Origin of the sequence: Aquaspirillum serpens DSM 68 (assembly GCF_000420525.1) — a bacterium.
Classification (GTDB): domain Bacteria; phylum Pseudomonadota; class Gammaproteobacteria; order Burkholderiales; family Aquaspirillaceae; genus Aquaspirillum; species Aquaspirillum serpens.
Map to the genome: position 1 here is coordinate 19,656 of NZ_ATVC01000015.1, position 23,282 is coordinate 42,937.

The 23,282-nt window shown below is 50.9% G+C and carries 22 protein-coding genes; 12 read left to right on the forward strand and 10 right to left on the reverse strand.

All coding sequences use genetic code 11. The features are described from left to right. Window positions 1-10: 10 nt before the first annotated feature. The 4 genes from lpdA (at window position 11) to G465_RS0104645 (ending at window position 6,554) form a co-directional block, all read left to right on the forward strand. Window positions 11-1,780: a dihydrolipoyl dehydrogenase gene (gene lpdA, locus G465_RS0104630; protein WP_022653319.1), complete on the forward strand. Its 1,770-nt coding sequence runs from the start codon at window positions 11-13 to the stop codon at window positions 1,778-1,780. Between the two features lie 207 nt (window positions 1,781-1,987). After that, window positions 1,988-3,250 (forward strand): glutamate-5-semialdehyde dehydrogenase, encoded by a 1,263-nt coding sequence (locus tag G465_RS0104635; RefSeq protein WP_022653320.1) that lies wholly within the window; start codon window positions 1,988-1,990, stop codon window positions 3,248-3,250. Then, complete coding sequence (locus tag G465_RS0104640) at window positions 3,247-4,530, forward strand: DUF3422 family protein (protein ID WP_022653321.1); 1,284 nt, start codon at window positions 3,247-3,249, stop codon at window positions 4,528-4,530. Before G465_RS0104635 ends, G465_RS0104640 begins: the two co-directional genes overlap by 4 nt. A 35-nt stretch (window positions 4,531-4,565) precedes the next feature. Beyond that, the gene (locus tag G465_RS0104645) at window positions 4,566-6,554 is read left to right on the forward strand and encodes a methyl-accepting chemotaxis protein (protein ID WP_022653322.1); all 1,989 of its coding nucleotides are present in this window, start codon (window positions 4,566-4,568) and stop codon (window positions 6,552-6,554) included. Between the two features lie 48 nt (window positions 6,555-6,602). Here the strand turns inward: G465_RS0104645 and speB are convergent, their stop codons facing one another. The 4 genes from speB to G465_RS0104665 form a co-directional block, all read right to left on the reverse strand. Further along, a complete protein-coding gene (speB, locus tag G465_RS0104650) occupies window positions 6,603-7,565 on the reverse strand; it encodes an agmatinase (RefSeq protein WP_022653323.1) in 963 nt (320 codons plus the stop codon). Window positions 7,566-7,607: 42 nt separating this feature from the next. Further along, window positions 7,608-7,985 carry an oxidoreductase gene (locus tag G465_RS0104655; RefSeq protein ID WP_022653324.1) on the reverse strand — a complete coding sequence of 126 codons (378 nt, stop codon included), beginning with the start codon at window positions 7,983-7,985 and terminating at the stop codon, window positions 7,608-7,610. 68 nt (window positions 7,986-8,053) lie between these two features. Continuing rightward, window positions 8,054-8,815: a class I SAM-dependent methyltransferase gene (locus G465_RS0104660; RefSeq protein ID WP_022653325.1), complete on the reverse strand. Its 762-nt coding sequence runs from the start codon at window positions 8,813-8,815 to the stop codon at window positions 8,054-8,056. A 182-nt stretch (window positions 8,816-8,997) separates the two neighbouring features. Next, window positions 8,998-9,468, reverse strand: a complete 471-nt coding sequence (locus tag G465_RS0104665; RefSeq protein WP_022653326.1) for a Spy/CpxP family protein refolding chaperone — start codon at window positions 9,466-9,468, stop codon at window positions 8,998-9,000. 195 nt (window positions 9,469-9,663) lie between these two features. Between G465_RS0104665 and cydP the strand changes: the two genes are divergently transcribed. Genes cydP through G465_RS0104690 form a run of 5 tightly spaced genes read left to right on the forward strand, consistent with a single transcriptional unit; the run spans window position 9,664 to window position 12,982 of the window. Beyond that, window positions 9,664-9,852: a cytochrome oxidase putative small subunit CydP gene (gene cydP, locus G465_RS16470; RefSeq protein ID WP_022653327.1), complete on the forward strand. Its 189-nt coding sequence runs from the start codon at window positions 9,664-9,666 to the stop codon at window positions 9,850-9,852. After that, a complete protein-coding gene (locus tag G465_RS0104675; protein WP_022653328.1) occupies window positions 9,845-11,398 on the forward strand; it encodes a cytochrome ubiquinol oxidase subunit I in 1,554 nt (517 codons plus the stop codon). Before cydP ends, G465_RS0104675 begins: the two co-directional genes overlap by 8 nt. A gap of 15 nt (window positions 11,399-11,413) precedes the next feature. Further along, window positions 11,414-12,562 carry a cytochrome d ubiquinol oxidase subunit II gene (cydB, locus tag G465_RS0104680; RefSeq protein ID WP_022653329.1) on the forward strand — a complete coding sequence of 383 codons (1,149 nt, stop codon included), beginning with the start codon at window positions 11,414-11,416 and terminating at the stop codon, window positions 12,560-12,562. 17 nt (window positions 12,563-12,579) lie between these two features. Further along, window positions 12,580-12,711 (forward strand): cytochrome bd-I oxidase subunit CydX, encoded by a 132-nt coding sequence (gene cydX / locus G465_RS15330; protein WP_022653330.1) that lies wholly within the window; start codon window positions 12,580-12,582, stop codon window positions 12,709-12,711. Continuing rightward, window positions 12,704-12,982, forward strand: a complete 279-nt coding sequence (locus G465_RS0104690; protein WP_022653331.1) for a cyd operon YbgE family protein — start codon at window positions 12,704-12,706, stop codon at window positions 12,980-12,982. Before cydX ends, G465_RS0104690 begins: the two co-directional genes overlap by 8 nt. Before the next feature lie 72 nt (window positions 12,983-13,054). On the opposite strand, the gene G465_RS0104695 is transcribed toward G465_RS0104690, so the two are convergent. The 5 genes from G465_RS0104695 to rpmH all read right to left on the reverse strand — a co-directional run bounded on the left by G465_RS0104695 (window position 13,055) and on the right by rpmH (window position 17,561). After that, window positions 13,055-15,040, reverse strand: a complete 1,986-nt coding sequence (locus G465_RS0104695; RefSeq protein ID WP_022653332.1) for a TonB-dependent copper receptor — start codon at window positions 15,038-15,040, stop codon at window positions 13,055-13,057. A 155-nt stretch (window positions 15,041-15,195) separates the two neighbouring features. Further along, the gene (gene yidC, locus G465_RS0104700) at window positions 15,196-16,854 is read right to left on the reverse strand and encodes a membrane protein insertase YidC (protein ID WP_022653333.1); all 1,659 of its coding nucleotides are present in this window, start codon (window positions 16,852-16,854) and stop codon (window positions 15,196-15,198) included. 19 nt (window positions 16,855-16,873) lie between these two features. Next, window positions 16,874-17,083, reverse strand: coding sequence for a membrane protein insertion efficiency factor YidD (gene yidD / locus G465_RS15335; RefSeq protein ID WP_081642694.1), 210 nt, complete (start codon window positions 17,081-17,083; stop codon window positions 16,874-16,876). Continuing rightward, on the reverse strand, window positions 17,059-17,421 hold the full coding sequence (gene rnpA / locus G465_RS15340) for a ribonuclease P protein component (RefSeq protein ID WP_081642695.1): 363 nt from the start codon (window positions 17,419-17,421) through the stop codon (window positions 17,059-17,061). Before rnpA ends, yidD begins: the two co-directional genes overlap by 25 nt. A 5-nt stretch (window positions 17,422-17,426) precedes the next feature. Continuing rightward, a complete protein-coding gene (rpmH, locus tag G465_RS0104705; RefSeq protein ID WP_022653334.1) occupies window positions 17,427-17,561 on the reverse strand; it encodes a 50S ribosomal protein L34 in 135 nt (44 codons plus the stop codon). Window positions 17,562-17,893: 332 nt separating this feature from the next. Here rpmH and dnaA point away from each other — a divergent pair, with 332 nt between their 5' ends. The 3 genes from dnaA (at window position 17,894) to gyrB (ending at window position 22,944) form a co-directional block, all read left to right on the forward strand. Further along, window positions 17,894-19,306 (forward strand): chromosomal replication initiator protein DnaA, encoded by a 1,413-nt coding sequence (gene dnaA / locus G465_RS0104710; protein WP_022653335.1) that lies wholly within the window; start codon window positions 17,894-17,896, stop codon window positions 19,304-19,306. A gap of 44 nt (window positions 19,307-19,350) precedes the next feature. After that, entirely contained in the window at window positions 19,351-20,463 is a 1,113-nt protein-coding gene (gene dnaN / locus G465_RS0104715; RefSeq protein ID WP_022653336.1) for a DNA polymerase III subunit beta, read from the forward strand. A gap of 87 nt (window positions 20,464-20,550) precedes the next feature. Next, window positions 20,551-22,944, forward strand: coding sequence for a DNA topoisomerase (ATP-hydrolyzing) subunit B (gene gyrB / locus G465_RS0104720; RefSeq protein WP_022653337.1), 2,394 nt, complete (start codon window positions 20,551-20,553; stop codon window positions 22,942-22,944). A 13-nt stretch (window positions 22,945-22,957) separates the two neighbouring features. Here gyrB and G465_RS0104725 read toward each other — a convergent pair. Next, a partial coding sequence (locus G465_RS0104725; RefSeq protein WP_022653338.1) for a zinc ribbon domain-containing protein occupies window positions 22,958-23,282 on the reverse strand: 325 nt, incomplete at its 5' end.

The window sequence follows — 23,282 nt, forward strand, 5'->3', positions numbered from 1 at the left end:
GGATTTGCCGATGAGCCAGCTAATTGAATTAACCGTTCCAGACATCGGTGGCCACAGCAATGTGGATGTGATCGAGGTCTTCGTCAAAGTGGGCGATGTCGTCAAACGTGACGATAGCTTGATTACCTTAGAAACCGATAAAGCCACGATGGAAGTCCCTGCTGAATCGGCTGGGGTGGTGAAAGAAATGCGTATTGCCGTGGGGAGCAAGGTCAACGAAGGGGATGTGATTGTGGTGGTAGAGGCTGAAGCCACTGCCTCCGCTCAACCTACTCCTGCGCCAACACCCGCCCCTGCGGTGGCCGCCAGCCCTGTGCCAGTGGCAGCTCAACATCAAGGCAGTGCCGATGTTGAATGTGATGTGTTGGTGTTGGGTGGTGGCCCCGGTGGGTATTCCGCTGCCTTCCGTGCTGCCGACTTAGGCCTCAAAGTGGTGTTGGTTGAACGCTATGCCACCTTGGGCGGCGTGTGTTTGAACGTGGGATGTATCCCCTCAAAAGCACTGTTGCACAATGCAGCCGTGATTGACGAGGTGAAACACCTTGCTGCCAACGGTATTAAGTTTGCTGAACCAGAAATTGATATTGATCAGCTACGCGGTTACAAGGAAAAAGTGATTGCTAAGCTGACCGGCGGTTTGGCTGGGATGGCAAAGGCGCGCAAAGTGCAGTTGGTGCGCGGTGTCGGGACTTTCCTCGACCCATATCATTTACAGGTTGAGCTGACCGAGGGTAAAGGGCAAGACAAAACTGGCGAAACGAAGGTAGTGAAATTTAAAAACGCCATCATCGCCGCCGGTAGTCGAGTGGTGAACCTGCCGTTTATTCCACAAGACCCGCGTATTGTCGATTCCACCGGCGCGTTGGAATTGAAGTCTGTGCCGAAGAAAATGCTGATTATTGGCGGTGGTATTATCGGCTTAGAAATGGGGACGGTGTATTCCACCCTCGGTGCGCGGTTGGATGTGGTGGAAATGATGGATGGCCTGATGCAAGGGGCCGACCGTGATTTAGTCAAAGTCTGGGAAAAAATGAATGCCCATCGCTTCGACAACATCATGATCAACACCAAGACCGTCGCCGTCGAAGCCAAACCAGATGGAATTTATGTCCAGTTTGAAGGGGCCAAAGCACCGGCCGAACCACAACGCTATGACTTAGTATTAGTAGCCGCTGGACGGGCACCGAATGGGAAGCTATTGGGCGCGGAAAACGCAGGGGTTGCGGTCACTGAGCGCGGCTTTATCGAAGTGGATAAACAACAACGGACCAATGTCCCGCATATCTATGCGATTGGTGATATTGTTGGCCAGCCGATGCTAGCGCATAAAGCAGTGCATGAAGCGCATGTGGCAGCAGAAAATTGTGCCGGTGGCAAAGCCTATTTCGATGCGCGGGTGATTCCTGGAGTGGCTTATACCGATCCAGAAGTAGCATGGGTTGGCGTCACGGAGGAGCAAGCCAAGCGCGATGGTATCAAAATCGAAAAAGGCGTGTTCCCTTGGGCGGCCTCTGGTCGGGCGATTGCCAATGGTCGAGATGAGGGCTTCACCAAGTTGATTTTTGATGCGGAAACTCATCAGATTATCGGCGGTGGCATCGTCGGTACTCACGCTGGGGATATGATTGGCGAGGTGTGCTTGGCGATTGAAATGGGATGTGATGCGGTGGATATTGGCAAAACCATTCACCCCCACCCGACCCTTGGCGAGTCAATTGGCATGGCGGCAGAAGTCGCTCACGGCACCTGCACCGACTTACCTCCGCAACGCAAGAAATAGAACTCATCCAACTCACACCAAATTCACCGGCCTTGGCATCTGCTCAGGCCGGTTTTTTATCGCCTTCGCCAGTGATTTTTTACGTGTGAAACGCGGAATGTTTCACGTGAAACATTCCTCGCCGATACCAGAAAGATGCCACAAGCAGAATGACGGTGATACCATCGGCGGCGATACTTTTTCTGAATCTGGGGGGAAATAATAGAGATGGATATCCAAGAATACATGCGTGGAATTGGTGAGGCGGCACGGGCGGCTAGTCGTGAATTGGCGCGGGCTGACACCAATCGTAAAAACCAAGCCTTGCATGCCATTGCCGATGCGATTGAGCGCGAACGAAAAAGTTTACTTGATGCCAATGCCGACGATGTTACCGCCGCATTGGCCGAAGGCTTAGCGCCCGCCATGGTGGACCGGCTGACATTGAACGACAAAATCATCAGTTCAATGGCCGAAGGCCTGCGGCAAATTGCAGCCTTGCCTGATCCCATTGGCGAAATGACGGATTTTGCTTATCGTCCTTCGGGGATTCAGGTTGGCAAAATGCGGGTGCCACTTGGGGTGATCGGGATCATTTATGAAGCACGCCCTAATGTCACGGCGGATGCAGCAGGGTTATGCCTCAAATCCGGCAACGCCACCATTTTGCGCGGTGGCTCTGAAGCCATCCGTTCTAACCGTGCGATTGCGGCTTGTGTGCGAGAAGGTTTGACTAAGGCAGGTTTGCCTGCGACAGCGGTGCAAGTGGTCGATACCACCGACCGCGCCGCAGTGGGGCAACTGATTACCATGCCTGAATATGTGGACGTGATTGTGCCACGCGGCGGTAAGGGCTTGATCGAACGCATTAGCCGCGAAGCTAGAGTGCCAGTGATTAAGCACTTAGACGGTAATTGTCATGTGTATATTGATGACACTGCTAACCCAGAAAAAGCAATTCGGGTGGCGGTAAATGCAAAAACACAGCGTTTTGCACCATGTAACACCATGGAAACGCTATTGGTGCATGAGGCGTTTGCTGCTTATCTCCTGCCAAAATTAGCGCCAATGTACTGGGAAAAAGGCGTTGAATTGCGTGGTTGTCCGCGTACCTTAGCGATTTTGGTCGATGAGCGAATGAAGGCGGCAACGGAGGAAGATTGGTTTACCGAATATGCGGCACCGATTCTTGCGATCAAAGTGGTGAAAGACTTGGACCATGCGGTTGAACATATCAATCACTATGGCAGCCACCATACCGATTCGATTATCACCGAAGACTATAGCCGTGCTCGTCGTTTCTTGCGTGAGGTGGATTCTTCCAGTGTGATGGTCAATGCCTCGACACGCTTTGCCGATGGCTTTGAATATGGCCTTGGTGCAGAAATTGGGATTTCCACTGACAAGATTCATGCGCGTGGCCCAGTCGGTTTAGAGGGATTAACCAGCCAAAAATGGTTGGTATTTGGTGATGGGCAAATCCGCGAATGACACCTTTGGCTGCACATCCTTTACGCCAACTGTTAAATGATGAAGCCCACGCACGGCCGGCGCTGCCTATTGCAGGGCCGGCGCGTTTATCTTCCATCGTATTGTGGTCGGATACGGTGGGCGAAGCGGAATGGCTTGATCTACAACAGTTAACCCAACGATTGGGATTGCCCAATCCCGAACCTCATGCAGTGCAATATCAAGCCCGTGTTGGCCCTTTGACGCTCAACTGGAGCCTACATACCGAGTTTGTGCGCTACACCTTTATCTTGCCCGAAATAGGCTGTAATCCATTTAGTGATACTGCTTTGGCGGCGGTGCCTGCCGATTGGCTAGCCGAGCTGCATGGTGAGTTATTGGTGGGGTTACATGTGGTGATTGTCCCTGCCCATCCCTCAGAAGATTGGCGGACACAGGTAGGGCACTGGTTTGATCCGCAAGATCTGATTGGGGCAGAAATTGGCGATCAGAGCGGGGTGGCGTTGACCGACTTGCGCTTACATCCCGATCCAAACTTAGGATTGGGGTTTACGCGCTTGGCAGTGTTAGACCGTGGTATGGGCGAGCGTCAGTGTGGCCGGATGGTGAGCCGACTGATCGAGATTGAAAGCTATCGCATGTTGGCATTGTTGGCATTGCCGATTGCCAAAACCGAGATGCGCCGGTTGGATGAGTTGGGGATGGCGATGCGTGCCATTACCGCCCGTCTTGATGATGGACAACGCGAGGATGGCAGTTTATTGGCCGAATTAACCTCTCTCGCGGGTCGATTGGAAGATGCGATTGCTTCATCGCAATATCGTTTTTCTGCCGCACGCGCCTACTATGCTTTAGTAGAACGGCGGATTGATGAACTGCGCGAAAGCCGTATTGCCGGCCTACAGCCATTTCATGAGTTTACCGAACGGCGTTTGGCCCCCGCGATGGCAACCTGTGACACGGTATTGGGGCGACAAGATCGGCTGGCGATGCGGCTGACCCGCGCCACAGCCCTGTTGCGGACTCGGGTTGAGATTGAACAGGAAAAGCAAAACCAACAATTACTCGCTTCAATGGATAAACGCGCTGCATTACAACTGCGCTTACAAGAAACAGTTGAAGGGTTATCGGTTGGGGTGTTGAGTTATTACGCAGTGGGTTTGTTGAGCTATGGCTTTAAAGCAGCGAAAGCGGCAGGTCTGCCGATCAATGCAGATTTGGCGACTGGATTGGCAATTCCTGTGGTGTTAGCGACCTTCTGGTTGGGTATGCGTCGCATTCGGCGCCACCTCGGTCACTGACAAACCTTTGCCCACTTTCCACGAGGGGAATTACTTTGAAAACAACTGCTTGGTTATCGCGTTGCTCGGTTTTTACCAAACTCGCTCTATTAGTTGGCCCACCGATTATTGGTCTAACTTTATTAACTGGCCATAGCACATGGCAACGTTATCAAGAGTGGCAAGTCAGTGTCAGTGCGGCGATGGAGGTCGAAACCGTACGCGCCGCCAGTCAGCTCGTCCACACGTTGCAAGCCGAGCGTGGTTTAAGTAATGGCTATTTGAATGGCAAGGCGGAAACCTTGCCTGAACCGTTGCGCCAAGCACGTGCTGCAACCGATCAGGCAATTGCAGCTTTTTCCGCTGTGGCAAAACATCCAGCGGCACAACAAGAAGCACAAGCGGTAAGTGCTTTGTTGGCGCGGCGGGGAGAGATTGAACAACGTCGCCGCCCTGCGCCTGAAGTTTTTTCCGACTATTCAAACCGGATTGATGGTTTATTTACTCTGTTGGCGAACTTGGGTAACCAAGTGGGCGATTTAACCTTTTATCGCAGCACAGTGAGCTTGTTGGCTTTGTCCTGTGAAAAAGAATTTGCTGGTCGTGAGCGCGGCTTTATCAACGGCGTATTGGCGGCGGGTAGCTTTACCACGCCAGCTTTAATCCAAGCCAGTGGTTTTGTAGCACGGCAAACACAATGTGCCGCTGATTTTGTTCGTTATGCCGATCAAGACATCATGGTGGCTGCTAAGACGCTACAAGACAGCCCAGTCAATACGCAGTTTCTACAGCTACGCAGCCAAGTGTTTGCCATCGGCCCTAATGAACCACAACAACTGGCTCCGCCACAGTGGTTTGGTGCGGCTTCGGCTCGTATCGATGCCATGAAAGCGTTGGAAGGGCTGCTATTAGACCAACTGGCACAACAGCTATTAAGCAAATCAGAGCGTATTGAACGCCAGATGTTGTTGAACGGCCTTGGCAGCCTCACCGCCTTGGCCTTATTGCTGTGGTTGAGCTGGGGCATTATGCACAATCTCCGCAGTCGCCTCCGCCGCTTGGAGCAACTGATGCGAACCATGAGCCAAACTCTCGATCTTGCGCCAAGGGTGGATGTACGCGGTAAAGATGAAATTGCGTTGATGGGACAAGCCTTTGATGTACTGGTGGATAACTTTGGTCGGACGTTATTTGAAGTGAAACAAAGTGCACACCAACTTGCTACCGCCGCTGGGGATATGGAGCATTTATCCGAGCGTGCTGCTCACAGTGCATCGGTGCAAAGCGATGCCTCAAGTAGCCTAGCGGCGGCTGTCGAAGAAATGACTGCTGGTATTCGTTCGGTGCGAGAAAATGTCCATGAAACGCGCTTAGTGTCTGAGAAAATGCAATCGCATACCCAAGCTGGAGAGGGAGAAATTCAACACTTGGCCGCCGCCTTGGCCAGCACGGCGGTGGCAGTGGAAACTGCAGCTAAACGGATTGAAGCCTTGGAAGGTCGCTCGCAGGCGATCAGTCAGATTGTGGTGGCGATTCATGATATTGCGGATCAAACCAATTTATTGGCTTTGAATGCGGCGATTGAAGCTGCACGGGCGGGTGAGCAGGGACGTGGTTTTGCTGTGGTGGCGGATGAAGTGCGTAAATTAGCCGAGCGAGTGAGCAAAGAAACGGTGCAGATTTCCACTCTGATTGATGCTATTCGCGGTGATACACAGCAAGCAGTGACAGAAATGAGTGATGTGCGGCAACGACTCAACGAAGGCACGGCATTAATGGGCAATTCGACGTCGTTGTTACAAGAAATTCGTGACCAAGCCACCGATACCGTCGAGCGCAGTGTGAGCAATGCTGCTGCAATGGATCAGCAAACTCAGGCCAGTTCGGATGTGGCACAAAACGTCAATCAAATTGCTGGTTTGGCTGGTGAAAGCGCCCAGATTGTAAAAGAAACGGCGCTGGTCGCTGATACGCTTAACCAAACGGCACAACAGCTAGCACAGTTGATCGACCGCTTTACACACACTTCGTCGCGACATCATTAACGCTTGTTGCCCCGTTTCCAGTATGGCGACGGGGCAAGCTTGAATCTGTTAACGGCCTGCCAATTTTTGATTACGTAGCAAGCACAGTAAATCACAGGCAATGTGCGCTGCGGCAATGGCGGTAATCTCGCTTTGGTCAAACGGTGGCGAGACTTCGACCACATCCATACCAATTAGATTAACTTGGCCAAGTTGTCGCACAATACCCAACGCTTGGGCACTCGATAGGCCACCGGGGACGGGAGTGCCGGTGCCGGGGGCAAAAGCGGGGTCGAGACAATCAATATCAAATGTCAGATAAGTGGGATGATCACCAACAATTTGTTGAATGCGGCGCACGGTTTCTGCTACGCCAATTTCATGCACCGTTGGTGCATCAAGGCGAGGGATGCCCATAAAATCATCGTTCCACGTCCGCAGGCCCACCTGTACCGAGCGTTGTGGGTCGATTAACCCTTCTTTGACGGCTTTGTAAAACATGGTGCCGTGGTTAAGCGAGTCGGGGTTGTCATCGGCCCAAGTATCACAGTGAGCATCAAAGTGAATCAGACTCAGTGGTTTACCGTAGCGTTCACAATGCGCCACTAACAGAGGATAGGTGATGTAATGATCGCCGCCGAGGGTCAACATCTTGGCACCACTGGCGAGAATCTCGCGGGCGTGTTGAATAATGCTGTCTTTGATGGTCAGTGGATTATGGGCATCAAACCAACAATCGCCATAATCAATCACCGCCAAATCTTCAAACGGATCAAAGCCCCAAGGGAAGGGTTTTAGTTCAGCGAGTTGGACACTAGCGGCACGGACAGCCGCAGGGCCAAGGCGGGCACCAGAACGAAAGGTCGTAGCGAGATCAAGCGGTATGCCGCTGATGGCGACATCGACGCCATTGAGATCGCGGCTGTAGTTGCGCCGCATAAACGACAACACACCGGCGTAGGTGTTTTCAATAGAGGATCCGTATAACGAGGGGCGGCGGATAGCCCCGTCCCCGTACAAGGTTTGGCTCATGGCTGTTCCTTGGTGAAAAAGAACAGCCAGTGTGCCAGAAAATCAGATGTATTCCAGATCGTCGTGTTTTGGGCTGACCAATTTGCCGCAAGAAAGCGACATTAAGAACAGCGCAATCCGTTCGTGCATAATCAAGGTATGGTTATTTTGCGTTTCAATCATGTGATAACGCAGGCTTTCCCGCACCATCGATGCCCCAGTGACATCAATCAAAATATCCACATCCTCACCCAACGCTGCCAACTCCATAAAATCTTGTGTGACAAAGACACCATGTTCTTTTGCCAATGCAATCCCTGGTTGGTTGAGATCGAGGTCGGCAACGCCTAATACTTCGACAAAATCACATGACAGCATTTGTTTTAACAATGGGGTGCCGGTTTCCCCCGCCCCGATCATGGCAATACGAAATGCGGACATCAATCACTCCAAAGACAAAAGAAAAAACTGACCGTAGCATAAAACTTTTGTCATGAAATTGATAGCTGTCAAGGTTTGCTGTCCAGATTTGGCAGTCGTCCCACGCGTAAAGTTAGCGGCCAGCGCAAAGTCCGACTGCTAGCATTGCCCCACGCCTGTTCGAGTGCTGGTTCAATGACAAGCAGTGGGTCGCTGTGATGGGTTTCTTGATAGCGGCGGCTGGCCGACCACGTCGAAAGATAGCCGCGTAAACCGGCTAAAGTCCATTCTGCAGTCAGGGTAAATGGCATGGCAGGGTAATCGATAAATGGCCATTTCAGCTGACGATAACCACTTTCTACCCACTGCCGTTGGGGGGGCCAATAGCGGCCCACAACCTCGTGATAATAGTGTTGTAACACCTGATTTAATTCGCCGTCGGCCTCGATATTTTGATAACACCACACAGCAATCAGGCCGTTAGGTTTAAGTACCCGTTTCGCTTCGGCAAAAAAACCTTCCATATCAAACCAGTGTAACGCTTGAGCTACAGTGATCAAATCAACCGATTGATCGGCCAGCGCCGAGGCTTCGGCATGTTCGCACACATATTCGACATTGTTGCGGGCGGTGGCATGGGCAAGCTGGGCACTGCTAGCATCGGTGGCGACGACACGCACAAAGCGTTCTGCCAGCGCAATGGCGGCTTGCCCGTTACCAGTGGCAACGTCCCATGCTAACTGACGGCTAGGCGCAAGTGCCGCGAGCCAATCGAATAAAGCTGGAGGGTAGTGAGGCCGGTAGCGAGCATAGTCGGAGGCTAGCGGGGAGAACTCGTCGCAAAATGACATAAAACACCATGAGCGCCAAAATAATCATGGGCATGTCATACAAACATTTTGTCATCAGGTCAAGAAATTTGTGCGTTAAAGGCTATTTTTCTCAAAAAAAATCAAAAAAACAAAAAAAGCCGGCGCTCTAGTAAAAGAGAGCCGGCCATCAAAACACACTCCGTGTCTTACCTAAAGCAAAATCAATGCCGTTTTTGGTGGTGGCGCATCATCGGGTGTTGTTGGTCAAAAATGGCTTTTTGTTCGGTGCTTAATGTGTCGTAGAAGTGACGAGTTTCCGCGCTGGCTTTTTCCATGTGTGCCACATGATCGCGGGCATGTTCCAACATGCGTTCCATTTTTTCTGGGACGGTTTTAGGTTGTTCTGTATTACGCCATGCTTTGATTTTTTCTTGTTTGGCTTTGCTGTGTTCCAGCATAAAGTCGGCGTAGCGTTTCCAATCGGCTTCTTGTTTGTTGCTCAATTTCAATGCGGTTTTCAATTTATCCAACCGCGCTTGCACTGCTTCGGGTTGCATCATTTTGTGCATTTTCTCACTGTGCATCCCTCCTGCCATTGGGCCATGTTCCATTGGCGCCGCGATGCTATACGCGGCAGGTAGGCTCAGGCCCAAGGCCAAGGCGGATGTCAGTAAGAATTGTTTGGTCTGCATGATTCAGGTCCTCCTGTTTTGTCGTGAAGATGAAGATATAGACGACCCTCAGTCGAGAAAAGTTCACTGCAGTGCGACATTTTGTCACTTCACAAATAAGCATAATGTCTGCCACGATATGCCAGTCTAAATGGTCATACCTTATGACCTAAAACGAAAAAATCTTGATTTTTCAATGTATATAGGGCGGCTGTTATGGCAAAACCACGCAGCTTACTGCAGGAAGTCATATGGATTGTGGTGATCAAATTGCTGGCTCTGACCAGTATTTGGTGGTGCTTTATCCGCGATGTGAAGGTCGAGGTCGCTACCACCGATACAGCACACCATTTTCTTGCCTCTCCTTCTTCCTCGGCTCAGCAACGGAGCACTCACCATGACTGAAGAATTAGTCAATCTCTCGCGGCTGCAATTTGCCGTGACCGCGATGTATCACTTTTTGTTTGTCCCGCTGACTTTGGGTATGACATGGCTGTTGGTCATTATGGAGTCGGTGTATGTCATGACAGGTAAGGTGATTTACAAAGACATGACCCGCTTTTGGGGAAAATTGTTCGGAATTAACTTTGCTTTAGGTGTGACCACCGGCATTACTTTGGAATTCCAATTTGGTACAAATTGGGCGTACTACTCGCATTATGTCGGTGATATTTTTGGTGCCCCCTTGGCAATCGAAGGCTTGATGGCCTTTTTTCTCGAATCGACTTTCATCGGTCTGTTTTTCTTTGGCTGGGACCGTTTGTCGAAACAGCAACATCTGTTGGTAACACTATTGATGGCGGTAGGTACCAATCTTTCCGCGCTGTGGATTTTGATTGCTAACGGTTGGATGCAAAACCCCGTTGGGGCCGAGTTCAGCTATGAAACCATGCGGATGGAGATGGTGGATTTTGCGGCGGTGTTGTTTAACCCCGATGCACAAGCCAAGTTTGTCCATACTGTCAGTGCCGGTTACGTCACAGGCGCCATGTTTGTCCTATCGATTTCAAGTTGGTATTTGCTGAAAAAACGCGATGTGGAGTTTGCTAAAAACAGTTTCCGTATTGCAGCAGCCTTTGGCTTTGCTTCGGTGTGCTCGGTGATTGTGTTGGGTGATGAATCGGGTTATGTGGTCGGTGAAGCACAACAAACCAAATTAGCCGCGATGGAAGCGATGTGGGAAACCGAGCCGGCGCCGGCATCGTTTAACTTGATTGCGATACCCAACGAAGCAGAAATGAAAAACGACTTTGCCATTCATATCCCGTGGTTAATGGGATTGATTGGAACGCGTTCGTTAGATCAACAAATCCCCGGGATTAAAGACATTGTCGCGCACAACCGAGAGCGAATCGTCTCGGGTATCTCTGCTGTCAAAGCCTTAGAACAACTGCGTCAAGATCAAAGCAACACAGCAGCAAAGGCCGTGTTTGAAAAACATAAGGCAGATTTGGGCTTTGGTTTGTTGCTGCGTAAATACACTGCAGATGTTGGCACTGCCACGCCCGAGATGATTGATCAGGCGGCGCGCTCAACAATTCCAAAAGTAGCGCCGATGTTCTGGAGTTTCCGTGTCATGGTGGCCTTGGGTTTTGCTATGTTGCTGCTATTCGGTTTGGCCTTGTGGTACTCCATCAAAGGTAATTTTGCAGAAAAAAGCGGCTTTTTGCGGACGGCGGTGTGGTGTTTGCCGATGCCGTGGATTGCATGTGAGGTGGGTTGGTTTGTGGCGGAGTATGGTCGCCAACCGTGGACGATTTACGGTGTGTTACCGACGCATCTGTCCGTATCTACGCTATCCCCAGCATCGTTGTATGGCTCCTTGGCTGGTTTTATTGCCTTTTATACCGTGCTGTTGATTGTCGAGATGTATTTGATGATTCGGTTTGCTAAGCAAGGCCCCGGTAGTTTAGGCACTGGGCGTTATCTCAATGAAGCAATTGCCCATTAACCACGGAGCGACACTATGGACATGCTTTTGGATTACCCAACCTTAAAAGTCATTTGGTGGCTGTTGGTGGGCGTGTTATTGGTTGGCTTTGCCATCATGGATGGCCACGATATGGGAGTGGGGACTTTACTGCCTTTTGTGGGCCAGAATGATGTTGAACGGCGGGTGGTGATTAACACCGTTGGCCCACATTGGGACGGAAATCAGGTCTGGTTTATCACCGCTGGTGGGGCAATCTTTGCTGCTTGGCCGCTGGTCTATGCCACCGCTTTTTCTGGGTTTTATTGGGCAATGTTGGCGGTGTTGTGGGCATTGTTTTTCCGTCCCGTTGGTTTTGACTATCGTTCGAAAATTCACCATCCAACATGGCGTAAGGTGTGGGATTGGGGTTTGTTTATCGGTGGTTTTGTCCCGCCATTGATCTTTGGTGTGGCATTCGGAAATCTGTTGCAAGGTGTGCCTTTCCATTTTGACGATAACTTGGTGCCTTACTACACCGGCTCGTTCTGGGGATTGCTCAATCCTTTTGCGTTGTTATGTGGCGTGGTGAGCTCTGCCATGGTGACTTTTCACGGTGGAGTGTATTTGATGCACCGAACGGAAGATGAGGTGTATCAACGCAGCCGGCGTTGGGTCAATGTGACAGGTTTGTTGACTGTGGTGGCGTTTTCTCTGGCTGGGCTGTGGCTCGCGTGGGGGATTGATGGCTTTGTGATCAGTTCGGTGGTGAATCCTGCTGCACAACCCGATCCATTGGCAAAAACAGTGGTGAAACAAGCCGGAGCATGGTTGGCTAACTATCAACAGTGGCCGTTGGCGATGGCATTGCCTGTACTGGCTTATATTGGTTTTTTGGCTGCGTTGTGGTTAGCAAATCGAGGCCGGACATTGGCTGCCTTTGTGGCCTCCTCTGTAGCCATGACAGGGGTAATTGGTACAGCAGGCATCTCCATGTTCCCCTTTGTGATGCCCTCTTCCACCGATTTGCGTTCGAGTTTGACCGTGTGGGATAGCGTCTCGAGTCATAAAACCTTGGGGATTATGTTGGTTGCAGTGGTAATTTTTATGCCCATCATCATTGCTTATACCCGTTGGGCGTATGGCGTGATGAGTGGCAAGGTGACTGCCGCCTATATCCGTGAAAATGAACACTCGGCTTACTAAACAGAGGGGAATGCAAGATGTGGTATTTTGCGTGGATGTTGGGAATTGGTTTTGCTGTGCTGCTGGCGATTCTCAATGCACTGTGGGGTGATAATGAGGCATCACGCCAGCCTGTCGCTGATTCCAGAGTGAAATCAGATCATGTCTGATAATGCTAGTCCAGCCCGTACTCATACTCACTGGCCGCTGCTGTTATTGGCCCTGACCATTTTGGTGGTCACCACGGTGTGGCCGCACAGTTTGTCGAATGAAGCAGGCCAAGCCGATCATCTATTGGCGATGTTGGTGTTTTGGGCCATGTGTGCGAGTTTTATTCGCGGGGTGGGGTTTATTCCCCATCACCGCCTGTGGCGTGCGCTGTTTTCAATCCCTGCGGTAGGTGTGGCACTGTCTGCGGCAGGTGGTCGGATGTTTTTTTAAATTCATCTCTGTCGTAAATATTGAAAAAGCCCCCTGTTTAAAAGCAGAGGGCTTTTTTGTTTGTTGCGCAGATTAGAACTGATAACGACCTTTTACCCACCAAGTCCGACCAGGTTCATTGACCCGCAGGGTTTGTTCATAGCCGGCGGGTTGGGCCATACCGCCCGGCATCCCACGGCTAATTGGCTCGGCATAGCTACGATCAAATAAGTTATCCACCCCAGCGATTAACGACAATGATTTCTCTGGTTTCCAACCGCCATACAGCGACACCGTGCTAAAGCCGGCGGCGGGTGTGGATAAGTCCATATTGAAGACATTGCCGCGAGTTGGATCGAGACGGGTTTGCCGTGCGACAGCGCGCACAGAAGCACCGGCAGAGAACACACCATCATCGTAATCAACAGCTAAACGACCTTCGAGCGGTGGCGTTTGTGCCAAGGGACGGCCACTGCTGTCATTACGACCATAGACATAAGCAACACTGGCTTGAGCCTGCCAATGTTTAGCAAACCGCCAGCTAATATCCGCTTCACCCCCAAGGCGAGTGGCATCCACATTGGTGGCGCTTGCCATCGAGAAATGCGGGGCATTTGGGTATTGCGCCAAAATAAAGTCATCAATTTTGGCGTAGAACACGCTGGCATTCGCTTGCCAATCCCCTTGCCGCCATGACAAGCCGAGATCCAATTGTGTTTGTTTCTCTGGATTGAGTAAGAAGGCATTATTGCTTTTGGTGCGCTCCCAATAATCTGGCGCGCGTTCGGTGTAGCCCACACCGGCAAACCATAACCATTGTGGTGTGGCTTGTTGTTCAAACCGGATAAAACCGCCGTGTAAGGTATCGCGATCTGTGACCCCTGCCGTTTTAGATGCACTGCTGGCACGTTGATCGGTCGCTTCATGCTGATCGACACGCCATCCGGCCAAAATGCGGCTTTGTTCCGACAACGTATATTTACCTTCCAGATAGACCCCTTGACGGCTAAAGCGCATATCGGGGGTGCGTGCTTGTTGTTGATAATTCACCCCACTACGGGCGGTGTGCCAGTCGTGTTGTACGTCAGCGCCAAGATTCAGAGTGAGTTGGTCAAAACTCAGTTCCGCATCCACTTTAGCGCCTTCTACTTCGCGGTCGGGATTACTCAATGCCCATGCCGACTTCATTGCTGGAGGCCGGCGCAAGGAGAAGTTATCCATCACATGATCGACATAGCTGTGATAGTACGATGCCGATACTTTATTTAACCAAGGCGTGATTTGGCGGCGCTCGGCTTTAATCTGCCACGCATCGCGGTCAAACTTTGCCCCGTCCATCATGCGGTCGGCGTAAGCCCCTTCACCACGGCTCCAATCATAAGAGAATTCCAGCAAGGTCTGACTATTGGGAGTCCAACCCACAGTTGCAGCTGCGCTATGGCGACGGGCGGCAGAATTCACCTGCACACCGTCACCATCGCGATAATCACCGCTTTCATTGCGTTGACCAGATAAACGAATCCAGCCCAACTCCGAACCTGCTAATAGATTCAGTGATTGGTCATTACGATCAAAGCTGGCAGCTGTCGCCGACACATCACCACTGATACTCGGGCCGGTAAAAACAGGGGTATCACGTTCAAAACTGACACTGCCCGCTAATGGCACTGGGCCATGCTGTACGCTTTGTGGCCCTTTGCGAACCACGACACGATCGAAGGTATCTGGATAGATATATGCCGTTGGTGGATCCATCCGCATCCCACAGCCACCAAAAGCACTGCTGCCATCAATCAAAATATTTAAGCGTCCAGCGCCCAAACCGCGTAATAACGGATCGCCACCCGAGCCCCCTTTGCGGGTTACGCTAAACCCCGGAATGCTTTTGAGCAAACCGGCGCCATCTGCTGCCGGCAAAGGTTGGCGTGGTGCTTTGGCATCAGTGATGATGGTCAACGGGTCGCGCATTGGGGCCGCCGTCACCACAATCGGTTCAAGCGTGGCGGGATCGGTATTAGCGTAAACGGTACTGGCACTGCTGAGGGCACAGGCAGCGATGAAAAAGGAACGGGTGTTCATCGGTCGGTGTCGCTTTATCAGAAAGAAATAAAGCCGCGATGATAAAGACATGAAATTGTCTTGCTAATGTGGCAAAACGTCGCAGCCAAGGTCGCAACCAGCAAAAAAAATGCCCCACAACAAGGTGGGGCATTTTAAGTCAAACGAAATGCAAATTAAGAATTGAGTGCCTGAGCCGACTGTTTCTCAATTTGTTTATTGACATACCACTGCTGTGCCATCGACAGAATATTGTTGACGACCCAGTACAACACCAGACCAGCAGGGAAGAAGAAGAACATAACCGAGAACGCTAACGGCATGATTTTCATCATCTTCGCTTGCAAAGGATCGGGTGGCGGTGGATTGAGGAAGGTTTGCGCAAACATGGTCGCGGCCATGATCACTGGCAAAATATAGAACGGATCGGGACGCGATAAGTCTTCAATCCAGCCTAACCAAGGGGCTTGACGCAGTTCGACCGATGCCAACAACGCCCAATACAAACCGATGAACACCGGAATCTGAATCAAAATCGGCAAGCATCCACCCAAAGGGTTGATCTTTTCGGTTTTGTACATTTCCATCATCGCTTGCTGCATCTTCATGCGGTCGTCGCCGTATTGCTCTTTCAGGCGTTGCAAGCGTGGTGCCACCGCTTTCATTTTTGCCATCGAGCGATAGCTGGCAGCAGACAACGGATAGAAAGCGGCTTTGATTAACACCGTCAGCAAGACAATCGACCAACCCCAGTTACCCACCAACTGATGCAGGCGGTCCAACACCCAGAACAGTGGTTTGGCGATGATGGTGGTCCAACCATAGTCTTTGGTTAAGTCCAAGCCCGGGGCAATCGCTTCTAAGGTGCGGGTTTCTTCTGGGCCAGCATACAGCGGCATGGAGAAGGTGCTGGTTTGACCGGCGGCAATCGCTGGCAAGGTCACAATAGTGCCGGCTGAGTAAAGGCCATTGCTGGCGGGCTTCAACTCAAAACGACAAGCGGTTGCAGTTTGGCACAGCGTTTTACCGTCATTGGTTTTTAAAATCCATGCGGTAGCAAAATAATGCTGCAACATAGCAACCCAGCCGTTATCGGCTTGTTTGACGTATTCAGCCTTATTCTTGTCTAAATCTTCAAACTTAACCTTTTGGAACTTGCCTTCTTCGGTGTAAACCGCTGGGCCAGTAAAGGTATAAGCTAAAGAATTTTCACCCTCTGGGGCCTGACCATCACGCAAGAAACGATAGTAAGCTTCGAGCGACAAAGGCTGGTTACTTTGGTTAACCACCTCATGGCGAACATCAATTAAGTAGCTGCCGCGAGTGAAGCGATAGACCTTGCGTACCTCAACCCCATTCACTGCCGGCGCGGTCAACACCACTTCAACATGATCTTGCCCTTGTTGCAGTTGATAGCGAGCTTGTCCTGCTTGGAAAATCGTTTTGTGCGATGGCAAGTTGGGTTGTTGCGCCGAAATCAGACCACTTTGGGCGATATAGGTGCGGCCACCGTCATCTTGCAACAGCAAGAAAGGTTGTTTGGGATCGTGCACGGCCCCTTGTTTGAGCAGCTCCATCCGGCGGATGTCGCCCCCTTGGGTGTCGATCATCACCCGCAACAAATCGGTTTCGACTTGGATGCGCTGTGCTTTTAATAATTGACCCGCAGCGGCAGGCTCAACCGTTTTGGCTGCTGTCGTAGGCGTTGGCGTTGGGGTGTCTGTGGAGGCCGTCACTGCCGGTTTTGGTGGCGGAGGCGGGGCGAAAAATTCTTGCCACAACATCAAGATGCTGAAGGACAGAATAATAAAAGCGATGAGTCTTTTGGTATCCATCTCGTTTCCGGGCTGGAGTCTAAGGAACAGGATCGTAACCACTGCCCCCAAGGGGGTGGCAACGGCCTATGCGTTTTAGGGCCAAGTAACCGCCTTTGATCGCACCATGTTTTTGAACTGCTTCGAGTGCATAGCTAGAGCACGTTGGCTGATAGCGGCAGCGCGGTGCAAGCCAAGGACTGATGGCGACTTGATAAAAGCGAATCAGGAAGATGAAGATGCGTGACATCGTGCCAGTTTCGTGAAAAGACTGCGTAAAGCCGAGCGAACCTCGGCAGCATGGCGACGGTCGAAAGGTTGACGTACTCGCACCACAAAGTCAACGCTACCTAGCCGCGCTGCACACAGGCGAAAAGTTTCGCGAGTGGTTCGTTTCATGTAGTTACGCTTGATGGCGCGTTTTGCTACCTTCTTACCCACTACCAAACCCAGCCGAGCCTCACCCACTGTGTTGGGGCACGCATAGACCTGCACCCACTGATTGCTGCGCAAACTACGCAAACGAAAAACGGATGAAAAATCATCCGTTTTCAAAAGACGCTGTGTGCGGCGGAAGGAAAAAGCCAAGGCTATCAGACAGCCAAACGCTTACGGCCACGACCACGGCGTGCGTTGATAACAGCGCGTCCACCACGGGTTTTCATACGAACGCGGAAACCATGAGTGCGTTTGCGGCGGGTGACGGAAGGTTGGAAGGTGCGCTTCATGAACTAAGTTCCTATTCTGCAACAGAAAATAAACGTGAGATTACAACGCGTCCTAGCAAAATTGTCAATGGCAATTTTTAGGGTGGCCTGTGGATAACTTTTGGGAAAACGAGTAGAATCGCCGGCTTTAAGCCAAGTTATTCACAACCCGCGCTGTGTATTTTCTCATCGGACAACCACTTGCTAGTGGTGTTCCTCTTGTTGGATGTTGCTGTAATCGAATGGTTAATTACGCCACTCGCTACTGCGAATAAGACATCCTTTCTCCCTCCACCGTGCAGCAAACTTTGGGATTGAGCTCGCGGATCTGTTAACGTGGACCTCGCCGCATCATGACCGACTTTGATCAATTTTGGCCTTTGTGTCTGTCGCGTTTTCAGACAGAACTCTCGGCGCAACAATTCAACACATGGATCAAGCCGCTGCACTGTGAAGTGAAAGAACAGGGTTTGGTGTTGTACGCGCCTAATCGTTTTGTCCTGCAGTTTATTAAAGAGCGTTTTTTTGCTCGGATTGAAACGTTTGCCGAAGAAGCTGGGGTCGCTGGAATAGACATCGAATTGCGTATTGCTGCGCCGGCCACTACCCCAAAAAGCCCGTCCCCGCGTCTTGCTCCCCCTGCACGGGTGGTGGCGGGACCGGCTATCTTAACCCCTCCGCCTTCACCAGCCAGCATCACAGCCGCCAAGCCAACCAGTAAACCGATTGGCAGCGGTCATGAAAGCACTCGCCTCAACCCTGCTTTTACCTTTGATAGTTTAGTCACCGGTAAGGGGAATCAGTTGGCACGGGCGGCAGCCATGCAAATTGCCGAGCATCCCGGCGACCCAACTTATAACCCTTTCTTTGTCTATGGTGGTGTCGGTTTGGGGAAAACCCACTTGATTCAGGCAGTGGGGAATTTGGTCTATCAAAAAAACCCCCATGCCAAAATCCGCTATGTTCATGCCGAGCGGTATGTGGCTGATATTATGCGTGCCTATCAGCATAAATCGTTCGATGATTTTAAGCGTTACTACCATTCGCTCGACTTATTGTTGATTGACGATATTCAGTTTTTTGCCGGTAAAAACCGCACCATGGAAGAATTCTTCTATGCTTTCAATTCGCTGTTAGAAAGTGGCAAACAAGTCATTATGACCTGTGATACCTACCCGAAACAGATTGAAGGAATGGATGAACGCTTGATTTCACGTTTTTCATGGGGTTTAACGGTGGAAATTCAGCCACCAGAGTTAGAGATGCGGGTGGCGATTTTGATGAAAAAAGCCGAGGCCGATCATCTTAAGCTCGAACACAATGTGGCTTTTTTTATTGCACAAAATGTGCGTTCGAATGTGCGGGAATTAGAAGGTGCGTTAAAGCGGGTGGCGGCATACGCGCGCTTTAGCCATTTGCCGATTACCTTACCATTGGTAAAAGAATCGCTTAAAGATTTACTGGCGGCGGGCAATCGACAAATTTCCGTCGACAATATTCAAAAAACCGTTGCCGAGTATTTCAAACTCAAGCTGGCTGATATGTACTCACAAAAACGCAAACGCGAAATTGCCCGCCCTCGGCAAATTGCGATGTGCTTGGCCAAAGAACTCACCGAGTTGAGTTTGCCCAATATCGGCGATGCGTTTGGCGGTCGTGATCACACGACAGTGATGCACGCCTGTAAAACCATACACAGTCTGCGCGAGAGTGATGCCGAACTCGCCCGCGACTACACCACCCTACTCAATATGTTGCGCGGTTAACACCGGCTCAACTGAGAGCGATTACAGTGATTGAGGAATAAGCCATGTTGATTTTGCAAGCCGACCGCGACGATCTACTCAAACCATTATCTGCTGTGACCGGTATTGTTGAACGCCGCCACACGCTACCGATTTTGGCCAATGTGTTAATCCAAAAACGGGGCAACACAGTCAGTTTTTTAGCGACTGATCTTGAGATTCAAGTTACCACCGCCAGCCCCGACACCATCGTCGGGCCAGATTTTTCTTTGACCACCTCGGCAAAAAAACTGCAAGACATTTTGCGGGCGATTCCTGAACATTCGACAGTGTCGTTTGAACATGAAGACAACCGACTGAGCGTGAAAGCCGGACGCAGCCGGTTTCAATTACAAACCCTGCCTGCCGATGATTTCCCCCTGTTAGCGGTCAATCAACAAGCCCAAGCACAGCTCACCCTGTCGCAAAAAGTGTTCAAAGATTTGCTGTCGCAAGTGCAATACGCGATGGCGGTGCAAGACATTCGTTACTACCTCAACGGGATGATGTTTATCATGGCCGGCGATCAGGTGAAATTGGTGGCGACAGACGGCCACCGTTTGGCCTATGCCAACACCACTTTGCAAGTGGATTACCCCACCTCACACGCTGAGGCGATTTTGCCGCGCAAAACCATCTTGGAATTAACCAAACAATTATCCGACCACGACGAACCGTTATTGATTGAATTATTGGGTAATCAGGTGCGTTTTAGCTTTGGTGCCAGCGTGGTGGTGTCAAAAGTGGTCGATGGTAAATTCCCTGACTACAACCGCGTGATTCCATTGGATAACGACAAAATTTTCTTAATCGACCGCCAAGAGTTACAACATGCTCTGCAACGGGCGGCGATTTTGGCTAATGAGAAATTCCGTGGTGTTCGTCTGATGTTAGAACCCGGAAAATTATCGGTGATGTGTAACAACAGCGAGCAAGAAGAAGCGCAAGAAGAACTCGAAATCGAATACGAGGGCGATACCCTAGAGATCGGTTTTAACATCAATTATCTGTTGGATGTGTTGAATCATGTCTCGGTCGATACGGTGCAGATTGCCTGCGGTGATCCCAACCGCAGCGCCCTATTCACCATTCCAGATAATCCCAACTTTAAATACATTGTGATGCCGATGCGAATTTAAGCCGCTTCCTGATGGTTGAGGGAAGAATGTTTCACGTGAAACATAGTTGGTTTTTCCATACGTGGCGATTAGATAGAAAGAATGCTCATGAGTGAACAGCAAGAATACGATTCCAGCAGTATCAAAGTGCTAAAAGGCTTGGATGCAGTGCGGAAGCGTCCTGGCATGTATATCGGCGACACCTCGGATGGCACCGGTTTACACCATATGGTGTTCGAAGTGTTGGACAACGCCATTGACGAAGCCTTGGCTGGGCACTGTGACACCATTCGTATCACTATTCACCCCGACCAGTCGATTTCGATTGAAGACAATGGCCGTGGCATCCCAACCGACATCCACCCCGAAGAAGGCCGTTCGGCGGCTGAAGTCATCATGACGGTATTACATGCCGGCGGTAAGTTTGATAGTAATAGCTACAAAATTTCCGGCGGTTTGCACGGCGTTGGGGTGTCGGTGGTGAATGCCCTGTCTGATTGGTTGCGCCTCAAAATTTGGCGTGATGGTCATGTGCATGAAATGGAATTTCGCCGTGGCGAACCCGTCGCTCCATTGCGGGCTACGGGGCAAAGCCAACACCGTGGCACCGAAGTGACCTTCATGGCCAGCCAAGAAACCTTTGGCTTGATTGAATACCACTATGAAATTTTAGCGAAGCGGATTCGCGAGCTGTCGTTCTTGAATAATGGTGTATCGATCATTCTTTCGGATAAGCGCAGCGGCAAAGAAGAAAACTTTGCTTTTGCTGGCGGGGTGGCTGGGTTTGTGGAATACATGAACCGCAACAAGAGCCCGCTGCATAGCAAAATTTACTATGCCCAAGGTGAAAAAGAGGGGATGACGGTTGAAGTCGCCATGCAATGGAACGACTCCTATCAAGAATCGGTGCAATGTTTTACCAACAACATTCCGCAACGCGATGGTGGCACCCACCTCACCGCGTTACGCGCCGTCTTAACTCGCACCCTCAATCAATACATTGAAGAACACGAGTTCGCTAAAAAGGCGAAGGTGGAAACCGCCGGTGATGATATGCGCGAAGGTTTAACCTGCGTGCTTTCGGTGAAGTTGCCCGATCCGAAATTCAGCTCCCAAACCAAAGACAAATTGGTGTCGAGTGAAATCAGTCCGATAGTACAAGAGATTATCGGCCAAACGCTGCACGATTTCTTACAAGAAAACCCCAACGAAGCCAAAATCATCTGTAGCAAAATTGTCGAGGCGGCACGGGCACGGGAAGCGGCCCGCAAAGCGCGTGAGATTACCCGTCGCAAAGGGGTGATGGATGGTTTGGGCTTACCTGGTAAATTAGCCGATTGCCAAGAAAAAGACCCTGCCCTGTCTGAGTTGTATTTGGTGGAGGGCGACTCTGCCGGCGGGTCGGCAAAACAAGGGCGTGATCGTAAATTCCAAGCCATTTTGCCGTTGAAGGGCAAAATCTTGAACGTGGAACGGGCGCGCTTCGACAAGATGATTGCCAGCCAAGAAGTGGCGACATTGATTACCGCAATGGGCACGGGCATTGGCAAAGAAGACTACAACCCCGAGAAGTTGCGTTATCACCGCATTATTATCATGACTGATGCCGATGTGGATGGCGCGCACATTCGCACGCTGTTACTAACCTTCTTCTACCGGCAAATGCCGGAGTTGATCGAACGTGGCCATGTCTATATTGCCCAGCCGCCACTGTATAAGATGAAGCATGGTAAAACTGAGCGTTATCTTAAAGATGAACATGAGTTGAATCATGCCTTGTTAGAGCTGGCACTGAGCAATGCCCAGATTATTCCACGAGCAGGCGCCGAGCCGCTGCAAGGCGAAGCTTTAGCCAATATTGCGCGGCAATATATGGTGGCGCAGGCGGTGATCGAGCGTGAAAGTCGGGTGATTGATCCGTTGGTGTTAAACGCTTTGTTGTCGTGCCCCCCGTTGCAACTGGATAGTCAAGCCGCCGCACAGCAGGCATTAGACACCCTGTCGGCACAACTCGACCCTGCTTTGCTGCAGTTGAGTTTGGTGCATGATGATAAAAACGATCAGTGGCGCATTCGGATTGTGCGGCAACAGCATGGTAATAGCACGGTGACGTCGATTGATGCCGACTTTTTGAACAGTGTTGATTATCAACATATCAAAACAACGGCAGGCGTGTTGTTAGGGTTGTTGGGGCCCGATGCGACGGTGCGCCGTGGTGAACAAGGCCGAGTGATTGCACATTTTGGTGAGGCGTTAACGTGGTTGTTGCAAGAAGCACGGCGTGGCCTGAGCATTCAACGCTATAAAGGCTTGGGTGAAATGAACCCCGGACAGTTGTGGGAAACCACGATGGATCCGAATGTCCGCCGTTTGTTGAAAGTGCGGATTGAGGATGCGATGACGGCAGATGATGTGTTCACCACGCTGATGGGCGACCACGTCGAACCCCGCCGCGCTTTCATCGAAAGCAATGCACTGGTTGCACGGAATATCGACGTTTGACTTCCTCCCCGCCCTAAAGAGCGGGGATTCCTTCTGCAAGACGGCGAAGTCCCGCCGCGAGAATGTTTTTTGCCGCATTGGTGTCGCGGTCGTGTACTGCACCGCAGTCGCTGCAAATCCATTCTCTTATTCGCAAACTTGCCCTACCTTTCGGACTGCTGGCGGGTATGACACCGCAGCACGAGCATGTTTGGGTTGAAAACGCTTCGTTGATTTCCTCGAACACCACACATTGCCTCATGGCTTTGTACTTGAGTTGTGTTCTGAACGTTGTCCATGCCGCATCGTACACAGATTTTGCCATCTGTGTTTTTGCTAGTGCTTTGGCGTTCACATTG